22 protein-coding genes are annotated in these 21,901 nt (G+C 63.0%); 8 read left to right on the forward strand and 14 right to left on the reverse strand.

Annotated features, from left to right (window positions below; translation table 11 throughout):
* Positions 1-46: 46 nt before the first annotated feature.
* Together ACXAEK_RS20450 and ACXAEK_RS20455 are read right to left on the reverse strand one after the other, a co-directional pair.
* Complete coding sequence (locus ACXAEK_RS20450) at positions 47-820, reverse strand: EcsC family protein (protein WP_475044745.1); 774 nt, start codon at positions 818-820, stop codon at positions 47-49.
* A gap of 46 nt (positions 821-866) precedes the next feature.
* A complete protein-coding gene (locus ACXAEK_RS20455) occupies positions 867-1,355 on the reverse strand; it encodes a GNAT family N-acetyltransferase (protein ID WP_475044747.1) in 489 nt (162 codons plus the stop codon).
* 123 nt (positions 1,356-1,478) lie between these two features.
* On the opposite strand from ACXAEK_RS20455, the gene ACXAEK_RS20460 reads away from it, so the two are divergent.
* Together ACXAEK_RS20460 and ACXAEK_RS20465 are read left to right on the forward strand one after the other, a co-directional pair.
* Positions 1,479-2,084: a flavin reductase family protein gene (locus tag ACXAEK_RS20460; RefSeq protein ID WP_475044748.1), complete on the forward strand. Its 606-nt coding sequence runs from the start codon at positions 1,479-1,481 to the stop codon at positions 2,082-2,084.
* 8 nt (positions 2,085-2,092) lie between these two features.
* Positions 2,093-2,734, forward strand: a complete 642-nt coding sequence (locus tag ACXAEK_RS20465) for a CatB-related O-acetyltransferase (protein WP_475044750.1) — start codon at positions 2,093-2,095, stop codon at positions 2,732-2,734.
* Positions 2,735-3,025: 291 nt separating this feature from the next.
* Here the strand turns inward: ACXAEK_RS20465 and ACXAEK_RS20470 are convergent, their stop codons facing one another.
* Positions 3,026-4,669 carry a SulP family inorganic anion transporter gene (locus ACXAEK_RS20470; protein WP_475044751.1) on the reverse strand — a complete coding sequence of 548 codons (1,644 nt, stop codon included), beginning with the start codon at positions 4,667-4,669 and terminating at the stop codon, positions 3,026-3,028.
* A 132-nt stretch (positions 4,670-4,801) separates the two neighbouring features.
* Here ACXAEK_RS20470 and ACXAEK_RS20475 point away from each other — a divergent pair, with 132 nt between their 5' ends.
* From ACXAEK_RS20475 to ACXAEK_RS20495, 5 genes are all read left to right on the forward strand, one after another.
* A complete protein-coding gene (locus ACXAEK_RS20475; protein ID WP_475044753.1) occupies positions 4,802-6,346 on the forward strand; it encodes a hypothetical protein in 1,545 nt (514 codons plus the stop codon).
* A gap of 199 nt (positions 6,347-6,545) precedes the next feature.
* Entirely contained in the window at positions 6,546-7,409 is an 864-nt protein-coding gene (locus ACXAEK_RS20480) for an S-methyl-5'-thioadenosine phosphorylase (protein ID WP_475045329.1), read from the forward strand.
* Between the two features lie 118 nt (positions 7,410-7,527).
* Positions 7,528-8,538: a DUF418 domain-containing protein gene (locus ACXAEK_RS20485; RefSeq protein WP_475044754.1), complete on the forward strand. Its 1,011-nt coding sequence runs from the start codon at positions 7,528-7,530 to the stop codon at positions 8,536-8,538.
* 65 nt (positions 8,539-8,603) lie between these two features.
* Positions 8,604-9,233 (forward strand): LysE family translocator, encoded by a 630-nt coding sequence (locus ACXAEK_RS20490; protein ID WP_475044755.1) that lies wholly within the window; start codon positions 8,604-8,606, stop codon positions 9,231-9,233.
* 144 nt (positions 9,234-9,377) lie between these two features.
* Positions 9,378-9,917, forward strand: a complete 540-nt coding sequence (locus ACXAEK_RS20495) for an adenine phosphoribosyltransferase (protein ID WP_008556837.1) — start codon at positions 9,378-9,380, stop codon at positions 9,915-9,917.
* Positions 9,918-10,137: 220 nt separating this feature from the next.
* On the opposite strand, the gene ACXAEK_RS20500 is transcribed toward ACXAEK_RS20495, so the two are convergent.
* The 11 genes from ACXAEK_RS20500 to coxB form a co-directional block, all read right to left on the reverse strand.
* Positions 10,138-11,556, reverse strand: a complete 1,419-nt coding sequence (locus ACXAEK_RS20500) for an FAD-binding oxidoreductase (protein WP_475044757.1) — start codon at positions 11,554-11,556, stop codon at positions 10,138-10,140.
* A 41-nt stretch (positions 11,557-11,597) separates the two neighbouring features.
* Positions 11,598-12,422 (reverse strand): MBL fold metallo-hydrolase, encoded by an 825-nt coding sequence (locus ACXAEK_RS20505; RefSeq protein WP_475044759.1) that lies wholly within the window; start codon positions 12,420-12,422, stop codon positions 11,598-11,600.
* 258 nt (positions 12,423-12,680) lie between these two features.
* The gene (locus ACXAEK_RS20510) at positions 12,681-13,271 is read right to left on the reverse strand and encodes a GNAT family N-acetyltransferase (protein WP_475044761.1); all 591 of its coding nucleotides are present in this window, start codon (positions 13,269-13,271) and stop codon (positions 12,681-12,683) included.
* Positions 13,271-14,533, reverse strand: a complete 1,263-nt coding sequence (locus tag ACXAEK_RS20515; RefSeq protein ID WP_475044763.1) for a M16 family metallopeptidase — start codon at positions 14,531-14,533, stop codon at positions 13,271-13,273. Before ACXAEK_RS20515 ends, ACXAEK_RS20510 begins: the two co-directional genes overlap by 1 nt.
* The gene (gene thrC / locus ACXAEK_RS20520; RefSeq protein ID WP_475044765.1) at positions 14,530-15,918 is read right to left on the reverse strand and encodes a threonine synthase; all 1,389 of its coding nucleotides are present in this window, start codon (positions 15,916-15,918) and stop codon (positions 14,530-14,532) included. The genes ACXAEK_RS20515 and thrC overlap by 4 nt, the downstream gene beginning before the upstream one ends.
* A 20-nt stretch (positions 15,919-15,938) precedes the next feature.
* Positions 15,939-16,601, reverse strand: coding sequence for an SURF1 family protein (locus tag ACXAEK_RS20525; protein WP_475044766.1), 663 nt, complete (start codon positions 16,599-16,601; stop codon positions 15,939-15,941).
* A 115-nt stretch (positions 16,602-16,716) separates the two neighbouring features.
* Positions 16,717-17,526, reverse strand: a complete 810-nt coding sequence (locus tag ACXAEK_RS20530) for a cytochrome c oxidase subunit 3 (protein ID WP_475044767.1) — start codon at positions 17,524-17,526, stop codon at positions 16,717-16,719.
* 23 nt (positions 17,527-17,549) lie between these two features.
* Positions 17,550-18,137: a cytochrome c oxidase assembly protein gene (locus ACXAEK_RS20535; RefSeq protein WP_475044768.1), complete on the reverse strand. Its 588-nt coding sequence runs from the start codon at positions 18,135-18,137 to the stop codon at positions 17,550-17,552.
* Positions 18,137-18,301 (reverse strand): cytochrome C oxidase assembly protein, encoded by a 165-nt coding sequence (locus tag ACXAEK_RS20540; protein ID WP_475044770.1) that lies wholly within the window; start codon positions 18,299-18,301, stop codon positions 18,137-18,139. The genes ACXAEK_RS20535 and ACXAEK_RS20540 overlap by 1 nt, the downstream gene beginning before the upstream one ends.
* Before the next feature lies 1 nt (position 18,302).
* Complete coding sequence (gene cyoE, locus ACXAEK_RS20545) at positions 18,303-19,244, reverse strand: heme o synthase (RefSeq protein ID WP_475044772.1); 942 nt, start codon at positions 19,242-19,244, stop codon at positions 18,303-18,305.
* A 97-nt stretch (positions 19,245-19,341) separates the two neighbouring features.
* Complete coding sequence (coxB, locus tag ACXAEK_RS20550; RefSeq protein WP_475044774.1) at positions 19,342-20,187, reverse strand: cytochrome c oxidase subunit II; 846 nt, start codon at positions 20,185-20,187, stop codon at positions 19,342-19,344.
* Between the two features lie 194 nt (positions 20,188-20,381).
* Here coxB and tldD point away from each other — a divergent pair, with 194 nt between their 5' ends.
* The gene (gene tldD / locus ACXAEK_RS20555) at positions 20,382-21,803 is read left to right on the forward strand and encodes a metalloprotease TldD (RefSeq protein ID WP_475044775.1); all 1,422 of its coding nucleotides are present in this window, start codon (positions 20,382-20,384) and stop codon (positions 21,801-21,803) included.
* The last annotated feature ends 98 nt before the right edge of the window (positions 21,804-21,901 follow it).

Consider the following 21,901-nt stretch of genomic DNA (forward strand, 5'->3'; position numbering starts at 1 on the left):
GCTGATTAAATCTCCCTTTCCGGCAAGCGCAAGAGGCCTCTTGCATCTACCCTGCTGCATCCGGGCGCTGCAGCCGCTGACGCAGCTTCGCCGCCAGCTCTTCCTGTGGCACATCTGCCTCCACGGCCAGCCGCCTGAGGCCAAAATGCACATGCGCCATCTCGCGGTAATACCCGGCAAAGACATAGTTTACTGTTGCCCCGGCCATGGCGCCTGCAATCGGCACCGCCTGGGCCGCCAGTTTCTGCCCCAGCACCGCGCCTAGCTTCGGCGCCACTTGCGCGATCAGCTTGTGCAGCCCGCCGGGCAGCCCCAGCCGGACCGAAAGAAAGCCAAGGTCTGCCCCATCATCATCGGCCAGCGGACCCGCTGCCGCAAACACCTGGATACAGTCGAAAGTCACGCTTTCAGCCTCCGGATCAAACCCCTCTTCCACCGCGGCGCTTTGTATGCTGCGCAGCAAAAAGGCTGTGGTCGCAGGCAGTTCAATCAGCGCCCCCGGCAGCCCGGCAGCGCCTCCGGCTGCGCCCATGGCGGCGCTCAGCACGCGGTCAAAGCCCGCTGTCTGATCCGGCACCAGGCGGCGCGACCGGCTGGCGCCCTTCATGGCAAACCGCAGCGCGGTTTCCGCAGCGCCTGTCAGCCCGGCCCGCACCGGCGCCGGCAGCCGCTCCAGCAGGCTTTCGCCGCTGCCGCCCAGCCGGTTCAGCAAGTCGATCCCCGTACCGCCAGCGGCGCGGTACCGCTCCGCCAGCCTATCCAGTTCGAATTCGATCTCCTGCGGGGTGTAGCTCCGCGCGTCTGTCAGAACATCTGCCAAAACTGTCTCCTTTGCCGTTTAAACATCGGCAGCAGACAGCGGATTTTCAACCCTGCCAGCGGGCAACCTGGCCTTGAATGCCCTGCCAGGCACCGTCTTCCAGCGCCAGCCCCAGCACCCGCTCCGGGTTGGTCGGCGGCGGCATTTCGACGCCGGAAAGCTTGGTAAATCCAAAGCGCCGGTAATAGGGCGCATCGCCCACCAGCATCACCCGCGCCCAGCCGGTTTCCTCTGCCTTGGCCAGGCTGTCGCGAATCAACGACCCGCCCAGCCCTTCGCCCTGCCGGGTCGGGTGCACCGCCACCGGCCCCAAGAGCAGCGCAGGCGCGTCCCCGATCAGCACCGGCCAGAACCGGATCGCCGCAGCCAGAATGCCGTCGCTGTCGCGCGCCACCTGGCTGAGGCCCGCCACCGGCGGCACCCCGTCGCGCAGGCGGTAGGATGACAGCGCCTCGCGGCCCGGCGCAAAGCACAGGTCATAAAGCGCCTCGACCTCCCACCGGTCGTCCGCAGTTTCCGCTGTCAGCTCGATCACGCCGCCAAGTCTCCGCCCCTCACCACGCCGCAGTCTCCGCCAATTTCCCCTGCAGGCTGGCGTTTGGCCTAACACGGGCGTAAGCCTTGGGCAAACACCTATAGACCAGAGCAGGACCCCCGCATGTTCTACCGCCCCGAGGACGGCCACGGCCTCCCCCACAACCCGTTCAATGCCATCGTCACGCCGCGCCCCATCGGCTGGATCTCCTCGCGCTCGGCGGACGGGGTGAACAATCTTGCGCCCTATTCCTTCTTCAACGCAGTGGCCTATACGCCGCCGCAGGTGATGTTTGCCTCCACCAGCGCCAAACCGGACCAGGAGGGCACCAAGGACTCGGTTGCCAATATCGCGGCCACCGGCGTCTTCTGCGTCAACGTGGTCTCCTACGCGCTGCGCGACGCGATGAACGCCAGCTCCGCCGCCCTGCCCAAGGAGGCGGATGAGTTCGCCCATGCCGGCCTGGAGGCGGTGGAATGCGAAACCATCGCCTGTTCCCGCGCCGCCGCTGCCCCCGCGGCGCTGGAATGCCGGCTCACCCAAATCGTCACCCTGCCGGGCGAGGCCAACAAGGTGGTGTTCGGCGAGGTGACCGGCGTGCACCTGCGCGACGACTGCCTGCGCGACGGCGCCTTCGACGTCACCGCCTTCCAGCCGCTGGCCCGCCTTGGCTACCGCGACTACTCAGTAGTGCGCGACCTGTTTTCCCTGTCCCGCCCCGGCGAGTAAGCCCCGCCATGCCGCTTCCAGATCCCCGCAAACGCAATCCGATCCTCCTGCCGGACGGCACGCCCCACGCAGGCACGGTGATGCTGTCCCAGGTGCTGGATCACCCCAATATCCAGGCCGGAGACTATACTTACGCCTCCGACTTCAACCCGCCGGACAACTGGGCGCAGCACCTTGCCCCCTACCTGTTCCCCGGCGCCCGCGAACGTCTGATCCTTGGCCGCTTCTGCCAGATCGCCCACGGCGCGCGCTTCATCACCGCCTCCGCGAACCACGCCCAGGACGGGCTCAGCTGCTATCCTTTCCCAGTGTTCGACCCAGGCCAGATGGCGGGCTTTCAGCCCGACACCCGCGACACGGTGGTCGGCAATGACGTCTGGGTCGGCTATAACGCGCTGATCCTGCCCGGCGCCCGCATCGGCGACGGCGCCATCATCGGCGCAGGCGCAGTGGTGCGCGGCACGGTGCCGCCCTATGCCATCGTCACCGGCAATCCCGGTGCCGTGCAAGGCTTCCGCTTCCCCAAACCGCAGATCGCCCGGCTCCTCAGCCTCAAATGGTGGGACTGGCCGCCCGAGCTGATCACCCGCGCCGAACCCGCCCTGCTGTCCGGCGATCTCGACATGCTCGAAACCCTCGCCCCCGACTGACCCTGCCCCCATGCCCTTGCTGGTCCGGAGCCGCCGTCGCCTGAGACCGGACGGCCACGCGGGGTTCGCCGGGACAAGGCAAATCGCCGAGGGGCCCCGCCCCCGGCGGGGAGGCGGCTATTTTCCTTGGCGCGGCGGGGACCGGGTGGCAGGCAAGGATCAGGGGATGGAGGATCGGGGCCGGCTTTTGCTGGTATGGTGAGCCCGAAGCCCCCGAAAAACAAACCCCTACAAACAAAAAAGCCCGCGGTTCGCCAGAACCGCGGACAATTTTCTAACACCGGCCAGGCGTCAGTGGCCGCCCAGCACCCCGGTCTTGACCGAGTAATCCACCGCAACCTCATATTCCGGGTCGTCATCGCTATCGACCATCAGATGGCCCGCCTTGGTCAAGAGCTGGTGGCAATCGCGGCTCAGATGCCGCAGCACCAGCGACTTGCCTTCAGCCTCATACTTGCCGGCCACAGCCTCGATTGCCTGCAGCGCCGACTGGTCCACCACCCGGCTGCGGGCAAAGTCCACGATTACATGATCCGGATCGCCTGCCACATCAAACAGCTCGATGAAGCCGTCGGTGGAGCCAAAGAACAGCGGCCCCTCGATCTCATAGACTTTGGCGCCCTTGTCGCTTTCTGACTCGCGGGTATAGGCGTGGATGCGGCGCGCGTTGTTCCAGGCATAGGCCAGCGCCGAGACGATCACGCCCACAACCACCGCAATCGCCAGGTCGGTCATCACCGTCACCACGGTCACCAGCACGATCACAAAGGCGTCCATCATCGGCACCTTGGTCATGATCTTGAGGCTGTTCCACGCGAACGTCCCGATCACCACCATGAACATCACGCCCACCAGCGCGGCCAGCGGGATCTGTTCGATCAAGGGCGAGGCCACCACGATGAACACCAGCAGGAACAGCGCCGCGGCAATGCCCGCAATCCGCGTCCGGCCGCCGGATTTCACGTTGATCATCGACTGGCCGATCATCGCACAGCCGCCCATGCCGCCAAAGAAACCGGTCACCACATTGGACGCGCCCTGCGCAATGCACTCCTGGCTGGCGCCGCCGCGCTTGCCGGTGATCTCGCCCACCAGGTTCAGCGTCAGCAGGCTCTCGATCAGGCCGATCGCTGCCAGGATCACCGCATAGGGCAGGATGATCCACAGCGTCTCCAGCGTGAACGGCGCCAGCGCTGTGCCATAAAGCCCCTCACCCGTGCCAAACGGGTTGTGGAAGCTCGGGAACCCGCCCTTGATTGAGGCCATATCGCCAACGGTCGGCACGTCGATGTTCAGCGCAATGACCAGAACCGCCACAACACCGATCCCTGCCAGCGGCGCCGGGATCACGGAGGTGATCTTCGGCATCCCCCAGATGATCAGCATGGTGAGGCCAACCAGCCCCAGCATCATGTACAGCTGCATCCCGCTCAACCACTCTTCACCGCCCGAACCCGGCACCTTGAACTGCGTCAGCTGCGCCAGGAAGATCACGATAGCAAGGCCATTCACAAAGCCCAGCATCACCGGATGCGGCACCAGCCGAATGAACTTGCCCCAATGCATCACACCGGCAATGATCTGCAAGATCCCCATCAGGACCACGGTGGCAAACAGGTATTCCACCCCGTGCTGCGCCACCAGCGCCACCATCACCACCGCCAAGGCACCCGTGGCACCCGAGATCATCCCCGGCCGGCCGCCGAACACCGCGGTGATCAGCCCCACCATGAAGGCCGCATAAAGCCCCACCAGCGGATGCACCCCCGCGACAAAGGCAAAGGCGACGGCCTCCGGCACCAGCGCCAGCGCCACTGTTAGGCCGGAGAGCAGCTCAGTGCGCACGCGGGACACAGTAAAGCCCTCGTCCTGCATGATCGAAAGATTGGGCGGGGAAATCTGCTTGGCCAGCAAAGCCACGGCTGCGCGTCTCATAAAATGTACCTGTGCTTGGAAGGGGAGTGTCCGCAGCCCGCCCCTAGCGGAAATGGGCCCTTGGGGCAAGGGTGTGGAAGTGCTTGGACGTTGTGCTGGACCTGCAATCCAACCAGAAGCATACTTAAAAGAATGACTTTTGGGCGCTACACCACTTGGGCTGATATCTGGCCCTCGGCCACTTCAGCGGAAAAGAAACTGAAGGGGGCCTTCGTAAGTGGTTCAATTTGCTGTTTAGGCAGCGGAACCTGTCCAGTGGAGCCCGCAAACTGGAATTGCGCAAGTAAAGCCCGTAGCATTCGCGCAGAGGTATTGAATTTCTTTTTGTTAGGCGGTGGGCCGGATTGCATTGGCACAGACGCAGGTGTGGCCCTAAAAGGCGCTCTTATCAAAGGTCCACTAGACCTTACAGATTCAACGATAACTGCCAATATGCAGCTGGAGAACTGCCGGTTTCAATACCCTATTGCGGCCTCCCGCGCGCGCTGGAAAGGTGAACTCTGGCTAAAGAATTGTTTTCTCACAGGCTTTAGTGGGCTTCCTCCTCTCACAGCGAATGGCGCAACCATTCGCGGAACAGCGGACTTCATAGGCTCGAAATTTCAAAACCCCGACGGTCGCGCACTAGACCTGCAGCGCACAGCAATTGGCGGAAGTCTTTCCCTTGCGAAGGCAATAATTGAAGGTGATGCGATCCTAACCAGCATGAAAGTCGGCGGGCAAATGGACTGTGAAGGCGCGCACTTCCAGCAAGGAAAGAGTTTTGCGCTATGTATGCAAAACGTGACCATCGCTGAGGGTTTCTTTCTACGAAACAATGTCAAGATTTCAGGAGATATGAACATCAGTGCAGCAACAGTCGGCGAGCTTGTAGACGACGTAGGCTGTTGGCCGTCTGACCACAGCGTGGCCTTAGATGGGTTCACATATGGACGTATTACTGGGTCGTCGCCACTTCGTGCCAAAGAAAGACTCGTCTGGCTTTCGGATAAGGACACTTGGAAAGGTCAGTTTTATCCGCAGCCTTACAAACAGCTTGCAAACTTTCTGCACCAGATTGGGCAAGATGCAGACACTCGTGAAGTACTTTACACGCTCGCCCGCAAACTCGGTGAGCATAGGCGCAAAGAGTTGCGCCGTGAGATAATCGAAGCAGGCCAATCCACCCCGCGAATGGGCCTCGCCATTGCCAAAAGCCTTTTGCTAGGCAGCGAGCATATCTCCGGCGCCCTGCTGCGCTGGGCTGTCGGTTACGGCTACAAACCTTTCCGCAGTCTTGCAGTTCTCACCGGCCTGATCGCCGCCTTCTGGGTCCTGACCTTAGGCGCATGGCACGCCGGAGACTTTGCACCCAACTCCAGCATCGTCCTGACTTCCGAAGACTGGGCAGAATACGATGTCAAAGACGACCAGCCTGAACCGACTAACCCCGCGGGTGATTGGAGCGAAAACACTATTCCCGGACGCGATTGGGACAGCTTTAATTCTATCGCTTATGCTGCAGACGTGGTGATCCCCATCATCGACTTCGGCCAGACCGACGCCTGGGCGCCCTCAACCGCCCGCGGCCCGGCCGGCGTGTTCCTCTGGTGGGCGCGCTGGCTCTTCACACTGGCGGGCTGGATCGTCACCGCCCTCGGCGCCGCGGCGCTGACCGGGATCATCCGGCGCGAATAGCCCCGCCTTTTCATCTTTCCCAAATACTCTTGCCGAAGGCAAAACCCGACCGTGCGGCACCCCTCCGGTGCACGGGTGGTGCACAGGGGGTGCACGCATGTCACCCCCTGTTTATCACCTTGCTCTTGCCAAAACCGCCCTCCCTTGCGCATATCCGGGTCCAGCAGCATCAGGAGGGCAGAGATTGACCAAGGAAACCATGATTGCCGTGATCGGCGGCTCGGGTATTTATGAGATCGACGGGCTGGAAGGCGCCGAATGGGTCTCTGTCGAAACCCCTTGGGGGGCGCCCTCGGATCAGATCCTGACCGGCTCCCTGGACGGCGTCAAAATGGCCTTCCTGCCCCGCCACGGCCGCGGCCATGTGCATTCCCCGACCGAGGTCCCCTACCGCGCCAATATCGACGCGCTGAAGCGGCTGGGGGTGACGGATGTGTTCTCGGTCTCTGCCTGCGGCTCCTTCCGCGAGGAGATGGCGCCGGGCGATTTTGTTGTTGTGGATCAATTCATTGACCGCACCTTCGCGCGCGACAAAAGCTTCTTTGGCACCGGCTGCGTCGCCCATGTGAGCGTGGCGCATCCGATCTGCGAACGCCTGTCGGACGCGGCGGAGGCTGCAGGCAAGGACGCCGGGATCAAGATCCACCGCGGCGGCACCTACCTGTGCATGGAAGGGCCGCAGTTCTCCTCGATGGCGGAAAGCAAACTCTACCGCGAGCAATGGGGCTGCGATGTGATCGGCATGACCAATATGCCCGAGGCCAAACTCGCCCGCGAGGCAGAGCTGTGCTATGCCTCCATCGCAATGGTCACTGACTACGACAGCTGGCATCCAGAGCATGGCGCAGTGGAAATCACTGAAATCATTGCGACTTTGCAGGGCAACTCCGCCAATGCCCGGGCGCTGGTCAGCCGCCTCCCCGGTCTGCTTGGCACCGGACGCGCGGACTGTCCGCATGGCTGCGACAAGGCGCTGGAATATGCGATCATGACCGCCCCGGAGAAACGCGATCCGGCGCTGCTGGCAAAACTGGACGCCGTGGCGGGCCGGATACTGGGCTGACACCGGACAGCAACAGATTGAGACAATTAGGGCGGGCCGCAGGGTGCCGCCCTTTTCGTTGCACATCCCGGTTCCTTTATCAAACAGCAGATACAGCTTCTGGTTTCAGGATTTTCCCATGCGCCTTCATGGTTTGGACATTGCCCGTTTCCTTGCGTTTTGCGGCATGGTCCTGGTCAACTTCCGCATTGCGGCCCAGGTAACACCCGGAACCGATGCCATATCTGTGTTCACCAGCAGCCTGGAGGGCCGGGCCGCCGCACTGTTTGTGGTGCTGGCCGGGATCGGGCTGTCGCTAGGCAAACCCAGCCGGGCAGTCTTGTTCCGCCGCGCCCTGTTCCTGTTCGCAATCGGCCTTGTGAACCTGACCATCTTCGAGGCCGATATCCTGCATTTCTACGCGCTTTATTTCCTGGTGGCACTGCCATTTCTGACCGTCTCCAGCGGGGCGCTTCTGCGGGCCGCTGCGGCCATTCTGATCATCGGGTTCATAAGCCTGCTGGCGCTGGAGTATGAGGCGCATTGGAACTGGGAAACTCTCGAATATGCGGATTTCTGGACCCTTGAGGGCTTCCTGCGGCATTCCTTCTTCAACGGCTGGCACCCGGTGTTTCCCTGGGCCGCCTTCCTGCTCCTGGGCATGTGGGCAGGCCGTCTGGACCTGGCCAGCCGCGCTGTTCAGATGCGCCTGATCCTCTGGGGGGCAGTGGCCGCCGGCCTTGGGGCGCTGCCCGGTGCGCTGGTGCAGGATCCGGAGCTGATTGATCTCCTGAACACCAGCGCCATCCCGCCGGGTCCTTTCTATGTCATCGCGGCCTCTGGCAGCGCGCTGATGGCAACCGGGCTGATGCTGGCCATCGGCCCGGCCCTTGCCAAGGCGGGGCTGGCCGGGTGGCTGGCAGCCCCCGGGCGGCAGGCGCTCAGCCTTTATGCGGCGCATATCCTGCTGGGAATGGGCACGCTGGAGGCCATGGGCCGGCTCGACGGCTCATTGGGCGTGCAGCAGATCTTTGGCTTCTCGCTGGGGTTCTGTGCGCTGTCGATGCTGCTGGTGCGGGTCTGGAACATCTTTGCCAGGCACGGACCACTGGAAGCGCTGATGCGCTGGAGCACCGGTTCAGCCCGCTGACACCGCTGTTGACTGCACTGCAATTCTAAGGCTCCCTTCGGCACGTGAGCCGCAAGGAGAAACCTATGGATCTGAACCTCTGGCTGGCTTTTGCCGCTGCCTCGACCGCCCTGCTGCTGATCCCCGGCCCGACTGTGCTGCTGGTGCTAAGCTATGCCCTGACCAAGGGGCGGCAGGTCGCTGTTGCCTCGGCACTTGGGGTGGCAACTGGCGACCTGATAGCAATGAGTGCATCCCTGGCCGGGCTCGGCGCGCTGGTGATGGCTTCGGCTACGCTGTTTACAGCGCTCAAGTGGATTGGCGCGGCCTATCTTGTGTGGCTCGGCATCAAACTCTGGCGCAGCGCGCCATCCGCGGCTCTGGCGCAGTTGCAGCCGGAGGCCGGCGTCAAGGCACGCGGCGTGTTCGGGCATACAGCTGCCGTCACGGCCTTGAACCCGAAATCAATCGCTTTCTTCATCGCTTTTGTGCCGCAGTTCATCCGGCCCGAAGCACCGGTCCTGCCGCAGTTTGCCATCCTGACTGCAACCTTTGTGGGGCTGGCGGCGCTGAACGCTCTGGCCTATGCGCTGCTGGCTGACCGGCTGCGCCGCTGGATCGCCAAACCCGCCGCGGCTGCAGCAGTGACGCGCACCGGCGGTTTGGCTTTGATCGGCATGGGGGCTGCAACCGCGCTGCTGCGGCGCCCCGTATGACGTGCGGCAGCGCCGTTTCAGACCGTTCCGGCAGAGATCCGCGCCGTCTTGACCCTTGCAAGACAGCGCCGCATGGGCGAAACCGCCCGTGGCCCGGCCTTCTGCCTGGCTGCCATCAACGCTGCGTCAAAGAGAGCCAAGCCGATGCCTAAGAAGACCGCCGTCAAGGATTACATCCGCACCATCGTCGACTTCCCGCATGAAGGGATCATGTTCCGCGACGTGACCACCCTGTTTGCCGATCCGCGCGGCTTCCGCATGGCAATTGACCAGATGCTGCACCCCTATGCCGGCGAGCAGATCGACAAGGTGGTAGGGCTTGAGGCGCGCGGCTTCATCCTCGGCGGTGCGATCGCGCACCAGCTGAGCGTCGGCTTTGTGCCGATCCGCAAGAAGGGCAAGCTGCCCGGCACCACCATCAGCCAGGAGTACAAGCTGGAATACGGCGAGGCGATTGTTGAAATCCACGACGACGCGATCAAGCCGGGTGAGAAGATCCTGGTGGTGGACGACCTGCTGGCCACCGGCGGCACCGCGGGGGCGGGCATCAAACTGATCGAGCGCTTGGGCGGCGAGATCGTCTCCTGCTCCTTCATTGTCGACCTGCCGGAGCTGGGCGGCCGCAAGCTGCTGGAGAGCATGGGGATGGATGTCCATGTACTGTGCGAGTTCGAGGGCCTCTGAAGCTTCTCTCCTGACCGTCTAGGCTGCCAGCCCGGGCACTCCCGCCGGTCAGGCGCCTTTCCAGGGAAAGGCTGTTCCCGTTGGGCATGGCCCCTTCAGGCCCCTAGGGCCGGAAGGGGCGCGCCGCGCGGATGCGCGGCGCCGGGCCCAAAGCCGCCAGGCGGTCCGGCACAGCCGGGCAGCCGCGGGTGCGGGAGCCCTCCAAAGACACTAAACCAAATCACTCCGTGCGCAGTACCGCACCCGGGTTCATGATGCCATTGGGGTCCAGCGCCTGTTTGATGGCCCGCATCGCGGCCAGCTTGGCCGGATCGCCATAGCGCTCCAGATCGCCTGTCTTCATCCGCCCTACCCCGTGCTCGGCACTGAAGGAGCCGCCGAAGGCGTGGACCAGATCATGCACCGCTTCTTTCACCGCACCGCGCAAGTCGTCGTACTCCTCCCGCTTGCGGCCCTTGGCCGGAAACACATTGTAGTGCAGATTACCGTCGCCCAGGTGGCCAAAGCAATTGATGCGGAAATCGCCAAGCCCGGCCACCACCGCTCTGCCCTGTTCGATGAAGGCCGGGATGTCCGATATGGGTACCGAAATGTCATGGCTGGACACCGATCCGATGGCCTTGTTGGCCAACGGGATATGCTCGCGCACGGCCCACATCATCTGCCGCTGGCTGTCCGACTGGGCAATCACCCCGTCGCTGGCAAGCCCTGCCGCCTCAGCGGCTTCAAACAGCGCAGCAAGGGTGTCTTCCGCCTCCAGCCCCCGCGGCAGGCCCAGCTCGATCAGCACGCACCACTCCGGCGCCTTACCAAAGGGCTGGCGGACCTGCGGCAATGTTTCCGCCAGGAATTCCAGCCCCTGCCGGTGGATCAGTTCAAAGGCGCTGACACCCTCGCCCGCGTGATCCCGGGCCAGGGCCAGCAGATCAATGGCGGCCTGCGGGTCCGCCACGGTAAAGACCGCGGTGCCCTGCGACGCCGGGACCGGCGACAATTTCAGCGCCGCAGCGGTGATCACCCCCAATGTGCCCTCGGCCCCGATCAAGAGATTGCGAAGGTCATAGCCGGTGTTGTCTTTCCTCAGCCGCGACAGCCCGTGCCAGACCTCGCCCGTGGGCAGCACCGCCTCCAGCCCCAGGCAGAGGTCGCGGGCATTGCCGTAGCGCAGCACGTTGACGCCGCCGGCATTGGTCGAAAGATTGCCGCCGATCCGGGCCGAGCCTTCTGCCGCCAGCGACAGCGGGAACAGGCGCCCGGCTTCCTGCGCTGCCGCCTGCACATCGGCCAGAATGGCGCCCGCTTCTGCGATCAGCACGTTCTCCCGGGCATGAACCGCCCGGATCGCTGCCATCCGCTCCAGCGAGATCACCAGCGGCGCCACCCCGTCCGGCTTCACCTGGCCACCCACCAGCCCGGTGCCGCCGCCATAAGGCACCACAGCCACCCGCGCGGCATTGGCTTCGCGGACCAGAATGGACACTTCCTCCACGTTGCGCGGCAGCGCCAGCAGCCCCGCCTGCCCCCGGTACCGGCCGCGCGGCTCTTCCAGATACCGCGGTTCAGCAGGCCGAAGCACGCCCTTAGGCAGCAGGGTTGCAAGGCGGGCGGCAAAGGCGGGATCGGCAGGGTTCAGCGTCATGCCCTATCCATGCCGCAAGGCCCCGTGGCTGGCAAGGCGGCTCACTCCGCGTCCAGCAGGTACTTGGGCCGCAGCACATGGATGGTCGGGCGGCTGGGCAGGCTGCGCAGGGACACCGACAGCGCGCTGTTGCCTTCATCCACCACATCAAATTCCGGGCCGATCCGGGACAGGAAACTCTGCAACGAGTAGTCGCTGAACCAGTGCATCGGGATGATCACAGAAGAGCGCAGCCGCCCCAGCACCTCCAGCATCTGATCCAGCGGCAGGGTGATGCCGCCGTCCACCGCCGCCATCACCACATCAAGCCGCCCCAGCGCCGCAAATTGCTCCGGTGTCGGCACATGGTGCAGGTGCCCCAGATGGCCGATGCACAGGCCCGCGGCCTCGAAGACAAAAATAGAATTCCCGCGTTCCTCCACCCCGCCGAACATGTTGCGGATGTCTGTGGGCACATTGCGGATCAGCATCTCGCCAAGGTCCAGATGGTGGTCGATACCTTGGCCAGACGGCCCCCAGCCCTCCAGCACATGCGGGATCGCCGGGTCGGGATGGGCGGTCCAATGGGTCTCATGGGCGTGGTTCATGGTGACCACATCCGGGATCAGCGGCGCAGCGCCGGTGAAGCCGGTGAAATCAGTGACCACATTCAGCCCGCCTGCGGTGCGCAGCAGGAAAGAGGCATGGGCGATATAGCGGATCTGCACGCTGTCCTCGGCAACCGGGTCCCGCCAGCTGGCCTGCTGCAGGTACTCCAGACCGGGCGCGGACCGGGCCAGCGCAATGCAATGGCTCTGCCGCCGCTCCTGCGCCTGAAGGGCAGCGGAACACAGCAGGAAGCAAAGAAGAGAGGCAAACGCGCGCATGAGGCAGGTTCTAGGGCGCAAACGCGCGTTGTCAGCCCTGATCACAGAAAATTCCGGCTGCAAATGCTCCCGCCTGCTCCGTCAGAATTGGTAATTCTGCGTCGCAGTTGGGCGCGGCGCCCTGCTGGCGCAGAGCGCGGCACCGCCTGCCACGGACGCTGCGCCGCACCGCAGCGGAGGTGCCCGGCCCAACGGGAGCGGCGCATCGCCTGATGCGCCTGCGACGGGCGGGAGAGCCTCCTTTGAAGAGCGTCCGGCCTAGGCCTGCCCCGCCAGCGTCTTGCCGCGGCGGTCGTGGCGCAGAGAGGCATAGAGCACATGGGTGCGCCAGCGGCCGTTGATCTGCAGGTAGGACTGGGCCACGCCCTCGTATTTGAAGCCGGATTTCTCCAACAGCCCGCGCGAGGCCTGGTTTTCCGGCAGGCAGGCGGCCTCGATCCGGCTCAGGTCCAGCTTGCTGAACGCGTGGTGCACCACTGCGCCGATCGCCTCGCGCATGTAACCCTGGCGGGCAAAGGGCAGTCCGGTCCAATATCCCAGCGTGCCCGCCTGCGCCGGGCCGCGGCGGATGTTGTCCAGGGTAATGGCGCCGACCAGCATGTTGTCCGACCGGCGGACCAGAAACAGCGGCAGCGCGGTGCCGCCGGATACCGACCGCCGCGCCCAGTAGACCCGGTTGGTAAAGCTCTTGCGGCTGAGGTGATCCGCCGCCCAGCTGGGTTCCCACGGGGTCAGGTAGGGCTGGCTCTGCAGCCTGAGCGCCGCCCAGCCGTGAAAATCCGCATGCACCGGCGGCCTGAGGGTCAGGCGCTCAGTTTCAATACGAACCTTGCGGCGGTTGAGCAGCATCAGGCGGCGCGCCTCTCCTGCAGCCTCTCCAGCGCCGGCGCACCATCGACCGGGCCATAGAGCGCCAGCGCCGCCGGGGCAGTAACCGCCATGGTCTCCGCCAGTTCGCGCACATCCTTGGTGGTCACAGCGTTGATCCGGTCCACCGTGCGCTCTAGTGACGGCACCTTGCCCCAGATCTGCACCAGCCGTGCCAGCCGTTCGGCCCGGTTCGACGGGCTTTCCAGCCCCATCAGCATCCCCGCCTTCATCTGGGCGCGGGCGCGCTCGACCTCGGCGTCGCTCATGTCATCCGCCGCGCGCTTCATCTCGTCGATGGTGATGCCCGCCAGCTCTGCCAGCTGTTCACCGGAGGTGCCCGCATAGACAGTCATTGAGCCGGTATCGGCATAAGACCCCGCCTGCGAGAAGATCGTGTAGCAGAGGCCGCGCTTTTCGCGCACCTCCTGGAACAGCCGCGAGGACATGCCGCCGCCAAGTGCACTGGCATAGATTTGCGCGGTATACATCGACTGGTCGCGGTAGCTGGGCGCCTCAAAGGCCAGCGCGAAATGCGCCTGCTCCAGATCCTTCACCTGCCGTGCCTCGCCGCCGGTGAACTGCGCGCCTTCGGCGGTGAACTCCGGCTTGGCCTCCATATGGCCGAACATCTGCTCTGCCAGTTTGACCAGCGCGTCGTGATCGACGCCCCCGGCTGCAGCCAGGATCATCTGGCCGGGGCCGTAATGTTCACCGACAAAGCCCTGCAGATCCTCGCGGCTGAAACTGCGCACACGTTCCGCAGGCCCCAGGATAGTCCGCCCCAGCGGCTGCCCGCGGTAGCTTTCCTCCTGCAGCCAGTCAAAGATCACGTCGTCCGGCGTGTCCAGCGACTGGCCGATCTCCTGCAGGATCACCCCGCGCTCAACCTCGATCTCGCGCTGGTCGAACACCGGATTGAGCAGGATATCCCCGATCACATCCACCGCCAGCGGCACGTCATCCTTCAGCACCCGGGCGTAATAGGCCGTCACCTCGCGCGAGGTGTAGGCGTTTATGTAGCCGCCCACATCCTCGATCTCCTCGGCGATTTGCAGGGCCGAGCGCCGCTTGGTGCCCTTAAAGGCCATGTGCTCCAGGAAATGGGCGATGCCGTTCTGCTCAATCCGCTCGTGGCGGCCGCCGGCGCTCACCCAGATCCCGACCGCCGCGGATTCCAGCCCCGGCATATGCTCGGAGACGATGCGGAACCCGTTGGCGAGTGTGTGCTGCTGAACTGTCAATTCGCGATGTTCTTTCTGATGTGATCCTCAAGGGCAGCCAGATCATTGGCGATCCGGGTGACCCGTTCCGGCCTCTCATACAGGTCGGACATGCGCGGCGGCAAGGGCGGATGAATGCCGCTGGCGTCTTCCACCGCCGCCGGGAATTTCGCCGGGTGCGCGGTTGCCAGCGTGATCATCGGAACCTCCGCCTTGCGATGCTCATTTGCTACTTTCACCGCTACCGCGCCATGCGGGCAGATCAGCTCACCCGATGATGCCAGCTCAGACTTGATGGTGGCGAGCGTTTCCTCTTCGGAGGTGCGGCCGGATTTGTAATTCTCGGCCAGCGCCTGCATCGCGCCTTGGGAGACGTCAAAGCCGCCATTCTTCAGCTCATCCATCAGCTGGGCAATGGCCTTGGCATCTTTGCCATAGGCATAGAACAGCGCGCGCTCAAAGTTCGACGACACCTGAATATCCATCGACGGCGAGATCGAGGGCTGGGTGTCGCCCTTGTAATACCCCTGCCCCGACAGGCAGCGGTGCAGGATGTCGTTCTGGTTCGTGGCGACCACCAGCTGGCCGATGGGCAGGCCCATCTGCTTGGCGATGAAGCCTGCAAAGATGTCGCCGAAATTTCCGGTGGGCACGGTAAAGCTCACCTTGCGCTGCGGTGCGCCGAGGCTCACAGCGGCGGAGAAGTAATAGACCACCTGCGCCAGAACACGCGCGATGTTGATCGAGTTCACACCCGCCAGCTTCACGCCATCGCGGAAGTCGAAGTCGTTGAACATGTCTTTGACGCGCGCCTGGCAGTCGTCAAAGTCGCCATCGACGGCCAGCGCGTGGACATTGGCATCCTGCGGCGTTGTCATCTGGCGGCGCTGCACCTCAGACACGCGGCCATGCGGGTAGAGGATGAAGACGTCGACGTTGTTCAGGCCACGGAAGGCCTCCATTGCCGCCGATCCAGTGTCGCCGGAGGTGGCGCCTGCAATGGTCACCCGGTCGCCGCGGCGTTCCAAAGCGGCCTGGAACAGCTGGCCGATCAGCTGCATCGCAAAATCCTTGAACGCCAACGTCGGGCCGTGGAACAGCTCCAGCAGGAAATGGTTGGGCGCCAGCTGCTTCAGTGGCGCGCGGGCGGCATGACCGAAACCCTCATAGGCGCGGGCGATGATGCCGCGGAACTCGCCATCGGTGAAGCAGTCGCCGAGGAAGGGGCGCATGACGCGGAAGGCGGTTTCCTCATAGGACAGCCCCGCCAGCGCCGCGATCTCCTCCTTGGAAATCTGCGGGATTTCGGCCGGCACATAGAGGCCGCCGTCACGCGCGAGGCCGGTCAGCATTGCGTCTTCAAAGGTCAGCTCGGGCGCTTGGCCCCGGGTCGAGATATATTTCATCGCCTTCAGCTCTTTCGGGTTCAGGGGCGGCTGCGCCGCAGGAAGTAGGCGGTCATCGCGGTCCAGATCAGGGCCAGCGAAAACCAGGTGATCGCATATTGCAAGTGGTTGTTCGGGATGCCCGAAGTTGTCACGGCATGCGGAGTGATCGCGGCCTCAGGCGTTGTGCTGCGGGCGACAATCAAAACGGGTTCGGTGTTCAGGAACTCTGCCATATAGGCCACGTCCCGGGCATAGAGGATATTGGTGTCCATTTCCGGCGCGGGCGTCGTCCAGTCTCCCTCATCCGGCCAGAGAAGATTGCCTGTTACCGAAGCCGCTCCGTAGGTGAGCGGAGTGTTCTTTTCAGCGGCTGGAATGAAACCGCGGTCTACGAGGACACGCCGGCCATCGGTGGTCACGAAAGGGGCAATGACCCGGTATCCCGTCTCAGCGTCTTTGGTGACCCAGAACACGTGCAGTTCGTTTTCCTCAATCTCACCTTCAGCGGTGACGGCCAGGTAACGGTCGCGTTCTTTGACCGGGTTTTGGGGCAAACCTGCAGGAACAGCTTTGATGTTGGCCTCAATCGTTTGCAGCAGGTCTTGCTTCCAGGCCTTGCGTTGCAGCTGCCAGGTGCCGAGGCCGATCAAAATGGCCAGGCCAGCGCCTCCGATGATCAACAGGAAGATGACACGCCGCATCGACGCTGCTCCGCTTCAAAGTTCAGGGCGCGCAAGGTGTCCCTTGCGCGCCCCGTGTGTGGCTTTATGCCTGCGGATAATCAACCGCAAACGTGTAACCAATACAAACTGCCGGTTACAGACCGGAAGTGCCCCAGATGTACACGGCCACGAACAGGAACAGCCAGACGACGTCCACAAAGTGCCAGTACCAGGCCGCGGCCTCAAAACCGACGTGCTGCTCGGGGGTGAAGTCGCCCTTCATCGCGCGGATCAGGCAGACGGTCAGGAAGATGGTGCCGATCACAACGTGGAAGCCGTGGAAACCGGTGGCCATGAAGAAGTTCGAGTAGAACTCGTCTTCGCCGAACTTCCAGCCTTCGTGCAGCAGGTGGGCGTATTCATAGCCCTGCAGGAAGGTGAAGGCGACGCCGAAGGCGATACCGATGGCCAGGCCCTGGATCAGCGCCTTGCGGTCGTTGTTGTGAACCAGAGCGTGGTGCGCCCAGGTCACGGCACAGCCGGACAGCAGCAGGATCAGAGTGTTGATCAGCGGCAGGTGGAACGGGTCCACCGCGTAGATTTCAGGCGCCACATATTCGGTGCCGACATAGGTCTCCATCGGGTACATGGCGTGTTTGAAGAACGACCAGAACCAGGCGAAGAAGAACATCACCTCGGACATCACAAACAGGATGAAGCCATAACGCAGGCCGATGCGGACAACCGGGGTATGGTCGCCGACCTTGCTTTCAGCAACAACTTCGGACCACCAGGCAAAGGCGGTGTAAAGAACCGCCACAAAGCCGATCCAGAACGGCCAGGCCGTCATGTCTTTCATCCAAAGAACGGCACCAACCAGCATGACAAAGGTGCCGACTGAAGCAGCCAGCGGCCAGATCGACGGCGGCAGAATGTGAAAATCGTGATTTTTAGCGTGCGCCATTTAAGTGTCCCTCACCTAGCGGCCTAGTTCGTGGTTGTGCCTGCCCCGGTGTTATCCCCGGTGTCGAGAGCGGCATAGCCCTCGGGCAGATCGATTTCATGGAACGTGTACGAAAGCGTGATCGTATGCACGTATTTTGCGTCCCGGTCGTCAATGATTTCCGGGTCAACATAGAAGGTCACGGGCATCTGCACCCGTTCCCCAGGCTGAAGCACCTGCTCGGTAAAGCAGAAGCAGTCGATTTTTTCGAAGAAGTAACCGGCCTGATAGGGCGCCACATTGTAAGACGCCTGGCCCGCGACGGGGCGGTCGGTCGGGTTGTAAGCCTCATAGAAAGCCAGCCCGGTTTCGCCCAGCTTGACCTCCATCTCGCGCACCACCGGCTTGAACTCCCACGGCATGCCGCGCTGTTTGGAGCCGTCGAAACGCACCTTGATGGTTTGGTCCAGAACGGTATCAGAGCCGCCGTTGGCAACTTGGGTGACGCCGCCAAAGCCGGTCACCCGGCAAAACCAGTCGTAAAACGGAACAGAAGCCCATGACAGGCCGCCCATCAGGACAACCACGCCCACCAGTTGGACCACGGTTTTCCGGGGACCCTGCAGTGCCATCAGTTCTGTTCCTCCTGTGCGCCGGGGAATTTGAAGCTGGCTGACGTCACCTTGACCATGGTCAGCGCCATGATCAGCACCACGAAGGCCGCGAGCAGGATGCCGACACCCAGGTTCAGGCCGGAGCGGCGTTTGTGGATTTCATGATCCTTGCGCAAAGCCATATTACCAGCCTCCCAGGCCATAGGGCTTTAGCAGGGCTTCAGCCAGGATCGCGCCGAAGTGCAGGAACAGGTAGAGCAGCGACAGTTTGAAGAAGCTGCGCTCCACCTTGAAATTGTCGGCCTCGGAATCGTCTTCATTGCGGCGGGTGATCTTCCAGGCGCCGTGCAGGAACAGCGCGTTCATCACCAATGCCGCGGCCAGGTAAATCGGTCCGCCAATGCCGGAGAACGCGGTGCCAACAGCCAGCACGGCCAGCAGCACGGTATAGGCCAGAATGTGGATCCGGGTAGAGCGGCGGCCGTGGGTCACGGTCAGCATCGGCACGCCCGCGTCGTCATAATCGGAGCGCATGAACAGCGCCAGCGCCCAGAAATGCGGCGGCGTCCACATGAAGGTGAGCAGGAACATCAGCCAGGGTTCCACCGACATGGTGCCGGTGGCCGCAATCCAGCCGATTACCGGCGGGAAGGCGCCCGCGGCGCCGCCAATGACGATGTTCTGCGGCGTCGCCCGCTTCAGCCACATGGTGTAGATCACCACGTAGAAGAAGATGGTGAAAGCCAGGAAAGCGCCCGCAAAAACATTGGCGGCCAGTGCCAGCATGATCACCGACAGGCCCGACAGTGCCAGGCCCAGAGCCAGCGCCTCGCCCGGCTCAACCTTGCCGGCCGGAATCGGGCGGCCCTTGGTGCGTTTCATCACCTTGTCGATATCGGCATCCCACCACATGTTCAGCGCACCGGATGCGCCGCCGCCGATGGCGATGAACAGGATGGCGCAGAAGCCGACAACGGGATGCACGCCAACCGGCGCCGCCAGCAGGCCAACCAGTGCTGTGAACACCACCAGGGACATCACGCGCGGTTTCAGCAGGGCGAAATAATCGCCAAAGCTGGCCTCGTCCTCATATGCCCGGCTTGCGTTGATGCTTGCGTCGCTCATCTTGGGTCCTTTGGCGGCAACAGGTGCGCATTCCTGCGCACCCCGGTCTTCTTTCTGATCTATATGGTGCTCCTTTGGAGCCCCATATAGACAGCTATCAGTTGGAGGCGACCTGATAGGTCTGCGGGACGCCCGCGAATTCGTCGATCGCACCTTTCAGCCAGGCATCATATTCTTCCTGGGTCACGACCTTGACGGTGATCGGCATATAGGCGTGGTCCTTGCCGCACAGCTCAGAGCACTGGCCGAAGTAGATGCCTTCCTTGCCCTCGTCGACGTTAAACCACAGCTGTGCCAGACGGCCGGGAACGCCGTCCTGCTTCACGCCAAAGGCGGGGATGGTCCAGGAATGGATCACGTCCGCTGCGGTCACGTTCATCACGATGGTCTTGCCCGAGGGCACAACAACCGCGGTGTCGGTGGCCAGCAGGTACTCATCTTCGGCATAGCCGTTTGCCGCCAGCTGGTCCTTGGGCAGCAGGAAGCTTTCGAAGCCGAACTCATGGTCGGTGTACTCGTAACCCCAATACCATTGGTACCCGGTTACTTTGATGTTGATGTCGCCCTCGGGAATTTCCTGCTGGGCAAACAATTGCGGCAGCGAGAAGGAGCCGATGAACACCAGCACCAGGATCGGGATCACGGTCCAGGCGATTTCGATCGGGGTGTTGTGTGTGAACTTTGCCGGGGTCGGGTTGGCGCGCTTGTTGAAACGCAGGATCGCCCAAAGCAGCAGACCGGCCACAAAAACGCAAATCACAGTAATGATCACCAGGATCATCCAATCCAGCCGGTGGATCCCGTCCATCAGCGACGTTGCCGCCGGCTGGAAGTTCAGGCCGCCGTCGACCGGCTTACCAATGGTTTTCAGGCCTTCTTGCGCTGTGGCTGGAAGGCTCGAAAGGCCGGCGAAAAGGCCCGAAAGCATCAAAGCGTTTTTCATGTTCTGTCCTGATCGGTTGATCGCATTGTTCCTGCGGCAGCACGAAATACGGTAATCAATGATTCCACAAAACGCACCTGCCCCGTTGTCTTTGACGCTGCTTAAAATCATATTCGGGCGTACAGATAAAGAGGCAGCCAAGCGTCAAACCGTCGCTTTCTTGATTTAGATCAAAAAAATCTGAGGACCGTGCCATGGAAAACCCAGCCTTCCGTCCCTTTGAAACCGCGCTTCCGGAGGATGAGGCGCTGGCCACCCTGCGCGATGCGCTGAACGGTGCGGAGGATGGAGAGATCTTTGCCGAGCGCCGCAAATCGGAGGCGCTGTCCTTTGATGACGGCCGCCTGCGCAGTGCCAGCTACGATGCCTCTGAAGGCTTCGGCTTGCGGGCTGTGAACGGCGATGTGGCCGGTTACGCGCATTCTACTGATGTCTCTATTGGGTCGCTGAAACGAGCCGCGGAAACCGCAAAGCTGGCGGTTGGCGGCGGCGGCGGCACCTATGCAGACGCGCCCCAGGCCACCAACAAAAAGCTATACACCGACGCCGACCCGATCAGCGCCATGCCGTTCCCGGTCAAGGTGGAGACGCTGCGCGAAATTGATGCCTATGCACGTGATCTGGATCAACGCGTGGTGCAGGTCTCTGCGTCACTGGCGGCCTCGCTGCAGGAGGTGGAGATCCTGCGCGCTGATGGCGTGCGGGTCAGCGACATTCGCCCGATGGCGCGGCTGAACGTGTCCGTCATCGTCGAAAAGGACGGCCGCCGCGAGAGCGGCTCGGCTGGCGGCGGCGGGCGGCTGGGCCTTGATGGCCTGGTCGATCCCGCACACTGGCAAGCCCAGGTGCAGGAGGCGCTGCGCATCGCTCTGGTTAACCTTGATGCGGTTCCAGCCCCGGCTGGCGAAATGGACGTAGTGCTTGGCCCCGGCTGGCCCGGCATCCTGCTGCACGAGGCAATCGGCCACGGGCTGGAGGGCGATTTCAACCGCAAGGGATCTTCCGCCTTTGCGGGCCTGATGGGCCAGCAGATCGCCGCCAAGGGCGTCACTGTGCTGGATGACGGCACCATCCCGGACCGGCGCGGCTCGATCACTGTCGACGACGAGGGCACGCCGAGCCAGAAGACGACGCTGATCGAGGACGGCGTGCTGGTCGGATTTATGCAGGACCGTCAGAACGCCCGGCTGATGGGGGTCTCTCCCACCGGCAACGGCCGGCGCCAAAGCTATGCCCATGCGCCGATGCCGAGGATGACCAATACCTACATGCTGGGCGGCGAGGCTGATCCCGGCGAACTTGTCGCGGGCATCAGGGACGGCATCTGGGCGGTGGGCTTTGGCGGCGGCCAGGTGGATATCACCAATGGCAAGTTCGTGTTTTCCTGCACCGAGGCCTACCGGGTGAGGAACGGAAAAGTTGGTGAACCGGTTAAGGGCGCCACTCTGATCGGCGACGGCGCGACCGCGCTTAAGCAGATTCGCGGCCTTGGGAATGACATGGCGCTGGACCCCGGAATGGGCAATTGCGGCAAGGCCGGCCAATGGGTACCGGTCGGTGTTGGCCAGCCCTCTGTGCTGATGGGCGGTCTGACCGTGGGCGGTTCGGCAGCCTGAAGGAAACGCAATTTCGCTGCAAAACCATGATTTTGCCGTAAAAAACGGGCCGGAAGCCAATACTTCCGGCTCGTTTTGCTGCCCCGTGAGGCCTCAGC

Source organism: Leisingera sp. ABM4_101 (assembly GCF_056158725.1).